The 13,150-nt window shown below is 62.0% G+C and carries 12 protein-coding genes; 6 read left to right on the top strand and 6 right to left on the bottom strand.

Annotation, left to right across the window (positions count from 1 at the left end; translation table 11 throughout):
* The first annotated feature begins 3 nt into the window (after positions 1-3).
* Both R3F07_05140 and R3F07_05135 read left to right on the top strand, forming a co-directional pair.
* A complete protein-coding gene (locus R3F07_05140; protein ID MEZ5275744.1) occupies positions 4-981 on the top strand; it encodes an ABC transporter ATP-binding protein in 978 nt (325 codons plus the stop codon).
* On the top strand, positions 947-2,041 hold the full coding sequence (locus tag R3F07_05135) for a hypothetical protein (protein MEZ5275743.1): 1,095 nt from the start codon (positions 947-949) through the stop codon (positions 2,039-2,041). Before R3F07_05140 ends, R3F07_05135 begins: the two co-directional genes overlap by 35 nt.
* 2 nt (positions 2,042-2,043) lie before the next feature.
* On the opposite strand, the gene R3F07_05130 is transcribed toward R3F07_05135, so the two are convergent.
* Complete coding sequence (locus R3F07_05130) at positions 2,044-3,345, bottom strand: porin (protein ID MEZ5275742.1); 1,302 nt, start codon at positions 3,343-3,345, stop codon at positions 2,044-2,046.
* A 266-nt stretch (positions 3,346-3,611) separates the two neighbouring features.
* Here R3F07_05130 and R3F07_05125 point away from each other — a divergent pair, with 266 nt between their 5' ends.
* Entirely contained in the window at positions 3,612-4,421 is an 810-nt protein-coding gene (locus R3F07_05125; protein ID MEZ5275741.1) for a phytanoyl-CoA dioxygenase family protein, read from the top strand.
* Here the strand turns inward: R3F07_05125 and R3F07_05120 are convergent.
* Together R3F07_05120 and R3F07_05115 are read right to left on the bottom strand one after the other, a co-directional pair.
* Complete coding sequence (locus tag R3F07_05120; GenBank protein ID MEZ5275740.1) at positions 4,418-6,997, bottom strand: pitrilysin family protein; 2,580 nt, start codon at positions 6,995-6,997, stop codon at positions 4,418-4,420. The two genes, R3F07_05125 and R3F07_05120, sit on opposite strands and share 4 nt — an antisense overlap.
* Before the next feature lie 45 nt (positions 6,998-7,042).
* Positions 7,043-7,480: a hypothetical protein gene (locus tag R3F07_05115; GenBank protein MEZ5275739.1), complete on the bottom strand. Its 438-nt coding sequence runs from the start codon at positions 7,478-7,480 to the stop codon at positions 7,043-7,045.
* A gap of 77 nt (positions 7,481-7,557) precedes the next feature.
* Between R3F07_05115 and mog the strand changes: the two genes are divergently transcribed.
* The 3 genes from mog (at position 7,558) to R3F07_05100 (ending at position 10,684) form a co-directional block, all read left to right on the top strand.
* Positions 7,558-8,094, top strand: coding sequence for a molybdopterin adenylyltransferase (mog, locus tag R3F07_05110; GenBank protein MEZ5275738.1), 537 nt, complete (start codon positions 7,558-7,560; stop codon positions 8,092-8,094).
* 61 nt (positions 8,095-8,155) lie between these two features.
* Positions 8,156-8,482, top strand: a complete 327-nt coding sequence (locus R3F07_05105; GenBank protein ID MEZ5275737.1) for a hypothetical protein — start codon at positions 8,156-8,158, stop codon at positions 8,480-8,482.
* A 102-nt stretch (positions 8,483-8,584) separates the two neighbouring features.
* Positions 8,585-10,684 (top strand): TonB-dependent receptor, encoded by a 2,100-nt coding sequence (locus R3F07_05100; GenBank protein MEZ5275736.1) that lies wholly within the window; start codon positions 8,585-8,587, stop codon positions 10,682-10,684.
* A gap of 80 nt (positions 10,685-10,764) precedes the next feature.
* Here R3F07_05100 and R3F07_05095 read toward each other — a convergent pair whose 3' ends face one another.
* The 3 genes from R3F07_05095 to modA are packed head-to-tail and all read right to left on the bottom strand — an operon-like array spanning position 10,765 to position 13,042.
* Positions 10,765-11,511, bottom strand: coding sequence for an ATP-binding cassette domain-containing protein (locus R3F07_05095; protein ID MEZ5275735.1), 747 nt, complete (start codon positions 11,509-11,511; stop codon positions 10,765-10,767).
* Positions 11,508-12,182: a molybdate ABC transporter permease subunit gene (gene modB, locus R3F07_05090; GenBank protein ID MEZ5275734.1), complete on the bottom strand. Its 675-nt coding sequence runs from the start codon at positions 12,180-12,182 to the stop codon at positions 11,508-11,510. The genes R3F07_05095 and modB overlap by 4 nt, the downstream gene beginning before the upstream one ends.
* Complete coding sequence (modA, locus tag R3F07_05085; protein MEZ5275733.1) at positions 12,182-13,042, bottom strand: molybdate ABC transporter substrate-binding protein; 861 nt, start codon at positions 13,040-13,042, stop codon at positions 12,182-12,184. Before modA ends, modB begins: the two co-directional genes overlap by 1 nt.
* Positions 13,043-13,150 lie beyond the last annotated feature (108 nt).

Genomic DNA, 13,150 nt, shown 5'->3' with positions numbered 1-13,150 from the left:
ACGATGACACCACACCCGGCCCCTCAACCGCTCTCCGGAACCGTCGAGGTCACGGACATCTCAAAAAGCTACCTGCAGGGCAAGATCAGGGTCAAAGCCCTCGACGGGGTCAGCCTGTCATTTGCCCGTGGCGAATTCGCCGCCCTGGTCGGACCATCGGGTTCGGGCAAGACCACCCTGCTCAACGTGATTGGAGGACTGGATACGCCGGATTCCGGGCAGATCGATCTCTCCGGACGCCGTCTCGACCAACTGAGCCCGGCAGCAGTCACTCGTATCCGTCTCAAGGATATCGGCTTCGTCTTCCAGGCCTACAACCTCATTCCGGTCCTCTCCGCTCTCGAGAATGTCGAGTACATCATGCTGCTCCAGGGTGTCACCCGGTCCGAACGGCACGAGCGGGCGAAGCGGATCCTCGATGAGGTGGGGTTGGAGGGACTGCACGACCGGCGACCGGCGGAGATGTCCGGAGGCCAGCAGCAACGGGTCGCGGTGGCCCGGGCCATCGTAAGCCACCCCACCATCGTGCTCGCCGATGAGCCGACGGCGAACCTCGATTCGGAAACCGCGAAGGAGTTGCTTGACCTGATGCTTCATCTCAATCGGAGCCATGACGTAACCTTCGTTTTTGCCACCCACGACGAACTCGTCATGAATGCGCCCGGAGAATCATTCGCCTGCGCGATGGCCGGGTGGTGGCCGACGAACGCCCGAAGTGAACGGGATCCCACCAATTCGGGGACAATCGGGCCGAGCCTGCCTTCTGGTGGCGGGAGCGATCCTAACCGGCATCCTCGGTCGGCCCCTCCTGGGGGCTCCGCCTGTCACCTGGGAATCCGGCTTCTACGCCAAGGCCGAAGCCCGTATCGGGCGGGTCGCCAACGATTCCTTCTGGAGTGCCTACGGAGACAGCGCCCTGGCCGACCTGGGGGGGACCGCCCGATGGATGACCACGGCGGTATCCGAGCCCGTGATCCTTGACTTCGAGGTCGATCTGACCACCACGCTCGGCGATACCCGTGAACGGATGCTCGCGGCCGGATTCGAAGGAGGGGCCGACGGTTTCGGGGGCGGCAACGGAATCTCGTCAACCAGCGATGACCGCCGGCTCTTCGACCTGACCTGGACACTCGCCGAAGGCAATCGCCATCTGACCACGGCCCGGATCGACCGGCTTGCCCTTACCCTGTCCCCTTCTTGGGGAACCGTCCGGATCGGCCGCCAGGCCGTCACCTGGGGAGGCGGACTCGCCTTCAATCCGTTTGATCTCTTCAATCCCTTCGCCCCCAGTGACATCGCTCGCGATTTCAAGACGGGCGACGACATGATCTTCCTTGATCTGCCGAGGGATACCGGAGGGATTCAAATCCTCGGGGTGGCCCGCCGGGATCCGGCTTCCGGTTCAGTCGCGGCCGACCAGACATCCGTGGCCGGCCAATACCAGACCATTCTCGGCGACGCAGAGGTCTTTGCTCTCGCGGCGTGGCACTATGGTCAACCGGTCATCGGGGCGGGCCTTTCCGGCCTTGCCGGCGGCACAACCTGGCGGATTGACGCGACCTGGAATCGGATCGAATCCGACTTCGGGCCTGAAACCGCGGACTATTTCGCACTGGTGGCCAACCTTCAGTATTCCTGGGCCTGGGCCGGGAAGAACATCTATGGCTTCTTCGAATACTACCACAACGGCCTGGGAGAAGAGGATTACGCGGCGGCGCTTGAGGATCCCTTCGTCCTGACCGCGATGGCCCGCGGAAGTCTCTTTGTCCTGGGCTCGAACTACGGAGTGATTTCCGCCCAGATTGAGTGGCACCCCCTCGTCAATTTCTACATCAGCGCCATCACGAACCTCGAGGACCCCTCGGCCCTGCTGCAACCCCGCGTCGTCTGGGACGCCAGCCAGCAGTTCCAGCTCACCTTCGGGCTGGATATCCCCATCGGGGGAGACGGCACCGAATTCGGCGGATTCAGCCCGGCCGGCCTTCCGGGAACAACCCGGGGGCCGACTTCAGCCTATTGCTGGGGTACCTGGAATTTCTGAGGTCAGAAATTGACCTGGAGTTGGGAACGGAGGCCGAATGTGGTGGCTTCGGCATCGGATCCATCAAGCCCGTCCATACTACGGCCAACGACCAGACCGCCCTGAAGTTTCAGGTCATTGCCCATGATGAACCAGTTGGCTCCGAGATAGCCTTCGTAGAGCTTGTCCATGGTGCCGCCGCCGGGTGCCGAGCGCACCCCATCGGACAGTCGGATGCCGCGTCCATCGGAGTCCACATAGCTGAGCCGGACGACGCCCTCGAGTGTCGGTGTGATCGCGAAGATCGGCTGGAGCGAGTAGCCCCAGGGGTTGCCGACTCCGTCGTCAGCCGCCAGCACTTCCGCTATCAGACGGAGTCCACCCATCTTGGCGTCGGTGTAGATCGACCCGACAGTGAGATCCCGCCCGGTCCCGACCACCGCGCCCTGATCCTTCATATAGCCAAAAGCCGCCCCGAAGATCGCCGATCCTCCTTCATATTTGGTCTTGATGCCGCCGTTGGCCCAGAAGGCCAGACCGTTGTTGAAGACGTCGCCCTGAGCGGCAGCGTCGGCCGCATTGATGGGGCGCTCCGGATTCGTCACCGACGCGCCGTAAAAGAGATTTCCGGATTCACCCTCATAGAAGGCGCCGATCCGGTAACTGCCCGCACCCAGACGCCGGCCGTTATTGGTCTCCACAAAGTAACGGGTCAGACCCGACCGTTCGATTGCCGGGATGCTCCCGCTCGAGAGGGTTTCCTCGTAAGCGAAGTTCACCTTCCGCAGACCGAAATCGAAGAGGTTCTGGTCGTCTGCCTCAAAACGAATATAGGCTGCGTCAAAGCCCGCGCTCGCGAAATCATAGGTCACCTTCGCGCTCCACTGCTCCCCGAAGTCGACCGAGGTGCCCAGATAGACCCGACGCAGAAAGAAATGGCGGGTCTGTGCAGGATCATTATCGGTTCCGTCAATATCGGTATCCAGCCCGGCATACTGCACCTGGAGACGGCCGCCCAGCTTGAAGCCAGTGGCAATCTTGCTGGCCGCGGCCACGTAGACCGGCTCCTTCTTGGCCGGTTTGGCCTCCGGAACCGGGGTCCCCACCACGTCAGGGGTTGCCTCGGCCACCGGAATCGCGTCCGGCGCCGCGGCGCCGGTCATTGCGGACATTTCCGCGACGACTTCCTTTGCCTCCGCTTCGGTCAGGATACCCTTGCGGACAAGAATACTGACCAGGACGGACGTTTCACTGGCCGCAAACGCGGCGGTGGGGAGGACGGCGGCCAGGGCCAACGCCATCCAGCGGACATTATTGAAGATCATGGTGCGACGGGTTTCGGTTTGCGTGATGAAGGCTGCAGGCTGCTGCCGCGATTTCCCGGACTCAACCCAGGAAGCAGCCCAAATGTTACAGAAAGGTTAAATCTGAGTGACATTGGAAAAATTCAGGTAACAAGCCCAAATTGGCCCGCGCCCGTCCCCGCCCGGGGCAGGGAATCCGGTCCGGAAGGTAACCAACTGGTTACTTGAAAAGGCAGCGGATCCCATCCATCGTCCCTGAAAATCTTCTCATTTGCTTCCCCAGACCCATGACCACTCCCTACCGCCTCACTCCGGAACAAATCCGGTTCTACCACGAAAACGGCTACCTCATCGGCCTGCCTCCCATTTACACCGCCGAGGAGATGAAGCGTTACAATGCCGAGCTCCCTCAGCTGCTGGCCCTCCTGCATCACGGAGAAACGGCCAAGGACATCCGCGAATGGCATGAGACCAGCCTCTATCTCTACGAGATCTGCATGAACCCGAAGATACTCGACCTGGTCGAAGGTATCCTCGGCCCGGATTTCTATCTCTGGGCCAGCAACTTCTTCATCAAGCCGCCCCACTCCAAGGAAACGGTTGGCTGGCACCAGGATGCCTACTATTGGCCGATGGAGCCCATGAACACCGTCACGGTCTGGCTCGCGTTTGACGACGTCGACGAGGTCAACGGAGGGATGAAGATCGTCCCGGGTTCCCACAAAATGGGTTTGATCAAGCACCAGCGCTCCACCCAGACCGATTCCGTGCTCACCCTGGAGCTCGAAGGCGGATCCGTTCGCGAGGACGCGGCGGTCCAATTCAAGCTCAAGGCCGGGGAGGCCTCGCTCCACGACGACCGTGCCATCCACGGCTCTCCGGCCAACCCGTCATCCCGGCGAAGAGCCGGTCTGACCATCCGCTACAGCGGCACCCACGTCAAAAACGACCTTTCGGTCAACCCGAACTTCAAGACCTACCTGTGTCGCGGGGTAGACCGTCACAGACTCAACCCTGTCGGCCCGGTTCCAACCCAGCGGTTCGCCCGTCCCGACTTCAAGCCCATCAGCAAGGAAGAGGCCGGCGTGGGGGGTTAAGCTTCCGCGACTGCTCCGGCCAGCAGTTCGATCCTCTTGTTCCGCAGAAACCGCCGGCAGGCGAAGGCCTGAAGATCCGCGAGGGTGACCGCGTCGACCTTGGAGTCGTAATGACGCCAGTCGTTGATTGGCAGGCCATAGATCGCGTTCAACGCCGCCTGGACGGCACAGGCCGAATTCGTCTGGACGGACATCCGGCGCCCCGCCTTCAATCGCGTCCGGCTGCGAATAAGCTCCACTTCGGTCAGCCCGCCGGAGCAGGCCCGATCGACCTCACGTTCGAGTTCGTCGATAACCTGACGGTAACCTTGCGGGCTGGTGCCTGCCACAAAAGAGAACATCCCCTCATGCATGGCCAGCACCCGGCCCGAGCGGACAAAATAGGCCAATCCCTTTTCTTCCCTGACTCGTTCGAAGAGCTGACTGGCCATTCCGCTGAAAACTTCATCGAGAACCTCGCTTGCCATGAAATCATCCGAGAGCAGCCCCGGTCCTGGAAAACCGTGATGCACGATGACCTGCTCGCGGGCCTGCGCCATCAAGTGGCTGCCGGATACCGCCGGGAGTATCTCTTCCCGTGCCGGGACATCCAACTCGCCGGCCGAAATCGCGCCAAACGCATCCTCCACCCGTTGAAGCAACGTATTGCGTTCAAAAACACCGGAAACGGCGACGACCAGATTTCCGCCCACCACCAGCCTGCGGCGATGGGCTTCGAGATCCGCCGGACGCAACCGTGCCACCGTTTCGATCCGTCCGTCGCTTCCCACCCCCAACGGGTGGTCCCCGAAGAACAGGTCCCGAAGCCGGTAGCGCGAGGCGTGGACAATATCGTCATTGGCCTCCCGGATGCCCGCGAGCTGGGCCTCGCGTTCGCGCTTTACCGTGTTTGACTTGAAGGCGGGCGAGCACAGGCCCTCGGCCAGCAGGCTCAAAGCGAGGACTTCGTCCTCCGGGAGTACATCGCAGGAAAGGCCAAAGCTGTTGTCGCCGGCGAACTCGCGGAAAGAACCGCCGGCCGACTCGATCAGACCCGCCACTTCCGCCGCCGACCGCTTGGCCGTGTCCCGCGTCATGAGGGAGCTCATCAACTGAGTGACCCCCCGCCGCTCCGGCTGCTCCACGAAGCCGCCGGCCCGACCTACCACCCTCAGGTGAAGATTCGGCAGGGACGGATTTTCCCTCAGAAGAACGCGCACGCCGTTGGCCAGGTGGACCTCCTCAAAATCGGGATTCGTCGACCGACGGACAATGGCTGCCGCCTCCACATCATGGACGCCTTTCGGGTTCATGACCACCCGGGTCAATCCGCCGGGCCGAAGTCTCTCCCGGCACACCCGTTTCAGGTCTGCCACCGTTACCGCAGCCAGCCGCCTGAGGTAGGTGGGTGCGAAATTCAGTTCCCCGACGACCACTTCCGCCACCCCGAGCCGCGAAGCCTGTCCGCTCATCGTCTTGCGGACGTTGATCTCGCCCACTTCAATCTGGCGGATGGCCTTGGCCAGTAGCGATTTCGTCACGCCGCGCTTCGCCACCCCTTCGATCACATCCTGAACTGCCTTGATCGCGGCCTCCCGTTTGTCCGCCTCGCAGATCATTGAGATATAGAACAGTCCGGACGAACCCGGATTCCAGTTCGATGATCCGACGGAATGTACGAGCCGTTTCCGCTCCCGGAGGGTCTGCCAGAGGAGCGAACTGTCGCCATGTCCGAGGATCATCGCCAGAAGATCAAGCGCCGGCGTATCGGGATGGGAAAGCCCGGGGACCGGGTAGGCCAGGGCGACCCGGGTGATTTCCACCTCCCCGGTCAATTCCCGACGCCGGGGCGCGAGTTGAGGGGTCTCGGCCGGGAGAAAGACCGGTTCGAGCCGGGCCCGCGAAGGGCCGCCGAAGTGTTTGCCGATTCCGGCAAAGGTCGCCTCCGGATCGACATCGCCCACCACCACCACGACGACATTGTTGGGCACATAGCGTTCCCGGTAGTAGGCCACCAGGTCTTCACGACTGACCTGCCTGAAGACATCCCGGTGTCCGATGATCGGCTGCCGGTAAGGGTGTTCACGGAAAGCCGTCTCAAAGAGGGCCTGGGAAAGCAGATGATCGGGATCATCCTGATACATGTCGATTTCCCGGAGGATGACCTCCTTTTCCTTAATCACCTCTTCCTCGGGCAGTCTTGAGTGAAAAACGGCATCGCCGAGAACATCCAGGGCCACCTCGACGCCTTCGCTTGGGATATCGATATAGTAGACCGTCCGATCGAAAGTTGTGTAGGCATTGATATAGCCTCCATTCTCCTGAACGAGGGCTGAAATCTCCCGGCCGGCCCGCCGCTCCGTTCCCTTGAAGAGCATGTGCTCGAGGAAATGCGAGAGCCCCCCTCCGATCCAGCGCCCCTCATGGATACTCCCACTGCGCACCCAGACCTGGACACTGGCCACCGAACTGCTGTGGTCCGGCTTGACGATCGCCACCAGCCCATTGTCAAGAACCCGTCGATCAACCGCCTCATTCAGGAGATTCTCGAGGGTGACCGGCGAAGTCTTCGTCGGATGCAAAGGCGTTTCATTCATCACAAGGGCACCTCAACAGAATCGGTTGATCGGTCACGAGTCGTCTCAGGACAACTCCACCGGGAGGACCGGAGGGTCCGGCAATCGGCGCTTAACCGGCCTGAACGGCTTGGCAAAAGCTTCATCAAAATCGAAGATCTCCGCAAAATCCTCCCGGGAATCCTCATCCGTTTTGCTGAGCACGCCATAGTCGATCAGATTAAAAACGATCTCCCCGAAATCTCCGCAGGATCCGATATTCCATGCCCGGAGCAGGGTCAGGGCCATCGGTCCGTATTGCTCGAGGGCGTAATCTCGAATTCCCTCGAGCAGTTCCGGGCCGGCCACATGGTTGCTGCGGCGTCCGAGAAGGAGCCCCGCCTTGCGCATTTTCGTCACGGTCTGGTCCAATGCACCCCGCAGGAAGAAATAGGCCTGGCGGTCAAACCGCGCATCCTCCTTCCGAATCAAATCGACGATCTCGCTGAACTCCTTTTGCTCCATGCAGTAGATCCTCCTTTACCACAAATCCCCGGTTCTGCAATGCCTGAGGCCGCCCCAGGCCCGATCCCTCGCCTTCCATGAAAAACCCAGTCAAAATCGGTGTGATCAACGTCTCCGACCGGGCCAGCGCCGGCATCTATGAGGACATACCCGGAAAGGCCGCCGTCGCCCTCCTGCGTGATTACCTCACGACGCCGTTTGAAACCGTCTATCAGATCGTCCCCGACGAAAGGGATGAGATCGCCGCCTGCCTGGTCCGCCTCGTCGATGAGGAGGGCTGCAGCCTGGTCATCACCACCGGGGGTACCGGCCCCGCCACCCGCGACGTGACCCCGGAAGCCACCGCCGACGTCTGCGAGAAGATGCTGCCCGGATTCGGCGAGCTGATGCGGGCGACCTCCCTGCGTTTCGTGCCTACCGCCATCCTCTCCCGCCAGACTGCGGGTGTCCGCGGGTGCGCCCTCATCGTCAATCTCCCCGGCAAACCCAAGGCCATCGGAGAATGCCTCGAAGCCGTTTTCCCCGCCATTCCCTATTGCATCGACCTGATCGGGGGACCCTTTCTCGAGGCCGATCCCGAACGGATTTCCATTTTTCGTCCGAAAAACGGGTGACGACCTGTTCATCGCCGGATCCACTTTCGACCCCTTGACACCTTTCGTATAATTCCAGCGGATGGTCAAAATGGGGATCGGGACGAGGACAGGTTTGAAAGGCGCGGTGGCCGGCTTGCTCGCCGCCGTTCTCCTGTTCGTCTCGCTTATCGCCACCAGCCCCGGCCTGCACCACGCAATTCACTGCGACGAGGACGCCTCGGTTCCCCATGTCTGCCTGCTGACCCTGATCCGGGACGGTCATTTCGAATACCCGGCCCAGTGGCACCCGGCTCCTCATCCAGTCGAGCTCGCGATTGTATTCCTCGCAACCCTCCCGCCGACCCCCGATTTCAAGCCACCTCCCCACCGGCTTCCCTGGGCCCTGAGCCCACCTGTCATAGGATAATCGATACATGCCGCGTCGGTCGGAATGAAAATCCGTCCTTTGCGCGTTCTCCTCCTGCGGGACCCTCCCCCGCGGATTCTTCGACTATCCAATGACAGTACCATGAAATCATTCACCTTCTTTGCCGGGGCGGTGGCCTCGGTGCTTTTTCTCCGCCCCACCATTCGCCTGCAGGCCGAAGCCCCGGAGCCCGGGATCGGTGACGAACCCATTGAGCTTGAGGCAGTCCTGGTGACGCCGTTTGCCTCACCCCGTTCGGCCGATGACCTGGCACAACCGATCTTCCTGATCCGGGACGACCGCCTGCACCGGCAGGCCGCATCCACTCTCGGGGAGACCCTGGATGGCACGGCCGGAGTCAGCGCAACCAGCTTCGGTCCCGGTAGCAGCCGCCCGATCATCCGCGGAATGGGCGGCGACCGTATCCGCGTCCTTTCCGATGGACTTGGCACGTTTGATGCGTCCGTGATCAGCCCGGACCACGCCGTCTCGATTGAGCCGGTCTTTGCCGAACGGATCGAGGTCATCCGGGGCCCGGCCACCTTGAGATTCGGCAGTTCCGCTCTCGGCGGTGTCGTGAATACAGTTGATGGTTCGCTGCCGGACCTCCCCCCGGAAAAGCCCTTCACTGGAGAGATCGAGGGTCGCTACGGCTCCAACAACGGCGAGTGGGTTGCCGCCGGCCGGTTCTCCGGCGGGACCGAACGAATCGGCTGGCATGCCTCGGGCTTGAAGCGGGATTCCGGCGATATCCGCATCCCCGTGCCACCCGAATCGGAGTATGCTCATGAGGAAGAGGCCCATTCGAGCGATGAGGAGCCGTTCGACGGAACCCTTCCCAACAGCGCGGTGAAGACCGAAAACCATACCATCGGGCTATCGACCTTCTGGGACAAGGGACATGCCGGAGTCGCCTACACCCGATACGATTCGTTCTACGGCATCCCCGGTGGCCATGAACATGAGAGCGGGGACGAAGACACGACCGGAGAGCCCGTTGATGGAGAACCGGCCGATGACGGAGCGGAGGCGGTCCGAATCGACCTGCAACAACAGCGTCTGCGGGCCCGGGCTGGTTTGAAGAAACCAATCGAATGGCTCGAGGAAGCAACCCTGCGACTCGGCTACGGAGACTACGAGCACGTCGAACTGGAGGGCGATGCGATTGGAACCCGCTTCACCTCCAAAGCGTTCGAGGGAAGGCTCGAAGCTGTCCATTCCGAGATCAAAGGTTTCGTCGGTGCATTTGGCCTGGAATATGCCCGGACCAATTTCGCCGCGGCCGGCGACGAAGCATTTCTTCCTCCGACCCTCACCGGGAAAGGATCCCTGTTCGCGGTCGAATCCTATACAAGCGATGCTCTGGCCGGCGAGATCGGGCTGAGGATCGAAGATCAGACGATCGACGTGACGGATGGAAGCGCCTCTTCGATCAAGAACAGCGGGCTCAGTGCTTCCGCCGGAATTGTCTGGCGATTCCTTCCCGACTATTCCATCGGCCTTTCCGTTTCACGAACCGAACGTCTCCCGAACGCGCAGGAACTCTTGGCCGACGGACCTCATGCCGCCACCGGCGCCTACGAAATCGGCGACCCCGGACTCGGCAAGGAAACGGCCTGGTCTTCGGACCTTGTCCTTCGCAAGAGATCCGGATGGATCACCGGCCAACTCTCCGTCTTTGCCAATCGCTTCGATGATTATATCTTTGAGGAGAAGACCGGAGAGGTCAGGGACGACCTGCCCGTCTATCGGTTCGTCGGCCGCGACGCAGCTTTCATCGGCGGCGAATTGGAAGCGGTTCTCCACGCTCATGATGCCGAGGACTACCGCCTCGATTTCACGGTGACGACCGACTACGTTCACGCGACCGACAAAACCAGCGATCAACCGCTCCCTCGAATCCCACCCTTCCGTTTCGGCCTGGGGGCCGATTTTGCCACCGGCGGCTTTGCCGCCGGTGCCTCGGTCCGCTACTCAGCCCAACAGGAAAGAACTGCGCCCGGCGAGGCCCCAACCGACAGCTACAGCCTGGTCAGCGCTTACCTGTCCTATGCGATTGAGGCCCCGGGAACGACGTGGACCCTCTTTCTCCGAGGCACGAATCTGACCGATCAAGAGGCCCGACTCAGCACCTCTTTCCTCAAAGATGAGGTGACGCTTCCCGGTCGAAATCTCGTCAGCGGAGTCCGAATCGCCTTCTGACACCCGGAAGGATGAAATGCGGGATAAACCCGCCCCGATGCCCATGCAACAGAGTGTGGGGGATGGATCCCCACACTCCGTCAAACAGGAAAGCCCCCCGCCTGCCGACCCATGTCGGTGTCGTCGCGCCGTCGCCAGCCGGGTTCAGGATCGGGCTCGAACCAGGTCGACGGATTCCCATGACCCACCACCCTCCCCGCCTCCATCAGGACAACCTGATCGCAGAGTGCGGCGACTTCGTCGGGGGCATGAGTCACCACGAGCATCGGAACGGCAAACTCGTCGCGAACCCGGATGAGGTAAGGGATGATTCGCGCCTTCAATTTCCGGTCGAGGCTGCCGAGGGGTTCATCGAGGAGCAGGAGTTCCGGACGGGAGATCAGGGCTCGCCCCAGGGCCACCCGTTGACGTTCGCCGCCGGAGAGCCCGGCAATCGATCGATCGAGAAGCCCCGACAATTCCAGGACCTCGACCACATGATCGAAGTCGAAGATACTGCCGCGACCCAATGTCGATCCTGGCTGTCCATAGAGGAGGTTGCTCCTGACCCGCAAATGGGGAAACAGGGCGCCATCCTGGACGACATACCCGATCCGGCGGTGCCGTGACGGCATGCGGATGCCCGCTTCGATGTCGGTCAGAAGGCGCTCCCCGAGACGGATGCGCCCAACCGACGGCGTTTTCAACCCGGCAACCAGATCGAGAACGGTCGTCTTGCCCGCCCCGGAGGGACCAAATACCGCGGTCACCCGGCCGCGGATGACCAGATCCAGCTTCAATATGTAGTTATAAAGCGGATACTCAACGCCCGTCAATTCCAGCTTCATGGCCGTCCTCCTTTCCTGCGGTGGATGATCTCGCTGCCGACCACGGCGAGAAAGGCCAGCGCGACGGAGAACCCCATCAGGATGAGGGCATCGCGATCGCGGCCCAATTCGACCAGGCTGTAGATGGAAAGCGAAAGGGTGGCGGTTTCACCTGGGATGTTGCCGGCCACCACCACGGTGGCGCCGAACTCGCCGAGGGCGCGGGCGAAGGCGAGAACGATCCCGGCGAGGACGCCCCGCGAAGCCAATGGCAGGGTGATGGTGAAGAACGTCCGCCAGAAGCCTGCGCCGAGCGTCTGGGCGACCTGCTCAAGCCGGGGATCAACTTCGGCAAAGGCGGAACGGCAACTGCGCACGAGCAGCGGAAAGGCCATGACCGCCGCGGCCAGGATCGCGGCGTAACGGGTGAATACGATATCGACTCCGAAGGTCTGATGAAGCCACCCCCCGGGAAAACCCTGTCGGCCGAGTAACCAGAGGAGGATCAGCCCGGTCGCGACCGGAGGGACCACCAGGGGAAGGGTGACCAATGTCTCGATCACCACTTTGCCCCGCCAGGTCCGCCGCGCCATCAGCCACCCCAGGGCCAGTCCGATGGGCAGGATCAGGACGGTGCTCGACAAGGCCACCACCAGGGAAAGGCGAAGCGCAGTCAGAATCGCAACGTCCATCAGGGGAGTTCCGCCTTTCGGGGGGACGGCAGCGCGGTCGGCGGGTTCAGGACGCGGAAACCGTGGCGCTGGAAAACCCCGGCGGCCGAAGGCTCGAAAAGGGAGGCAACAAAGAGTCCTGCCATGGGATGAGGGACGTCACGGCGGATCTGCGCCACCGGGTAGGCGATAACCGGTCCGTCCGTCAGGGGAACGACGGCACAGACCCGGACCCGTGTGGAGCGGACGGCGTCGGTCCGGTAAACCATCCCGGCTTCGACATTTCCGGATTCGACCGCGGAGAGGGTCGCACGCACGTTGGCCAGGGGAATCACCTTCGATTCGACGACGTCCCAGAGCCCGATGTCCTCCAGATACTCGCGCGCATAGATCCCGGCGGGCACCGAGCGGGGATCGGCCAGGGCGATTCGGGTCACTTCCGGCCTGGCCAGAGCCGCAAACGAATCCACGACCAGCGATTGCCCGACAGGGGCGATCAGGACGAGTTGATTTCCCAGCAGACGGATTCGTGATCCGGCGACCAGCCATTCTTGCCTCTCCAATTGGTCCATCTTCGCTTCATCGGCCGAGAGGAAGACGTCGGCCGGCGCACCCGATGCGATCTGGCGGGCCAGGATCGAGGATGCGGCAAAGTTGAAGCGGACCTTCACGTCATGAGCCGACTCGAAATCCCGTCCGATCTCCGAAAGAACGTCGGCCATACTGGAGGCGGCAAAGACGAGGAGCGGCCGATGGGATGACTCGGCAGCCGGAAGAGAGACGGTCCCGACGAGCAGCGTGAGACCGGCCGCCACCATCGCCCGCAACCGATGCGGGGAGAACGTCGGTTTCAATTCCTCCAATTGATCGGTGCGGGTCACATCGGGATCAAAGCGAGCAGCCGTGGGGAGAGCAACATCGGGAACGCAGGTTCGGAAAAGGGCTTCGAGGCAGGCATCTCGAAAGGTGGAATCTCAGGAGAGGGTCCG

Source organism: Opitutaceae bacterium (assembly GCA_041395105.1).
Taxonomy (GTDB): domain Bacteria; phylum Verrucomicrobiota; class Verrucomicrobiia; order Opitutales; family Opitutaceae; genus B12-G4.
The sequence above is the reverse complement of the archived record's forward strand: the minus strand, read 5'-3'. Positions and strand labels throughout refer to the sequence as shown.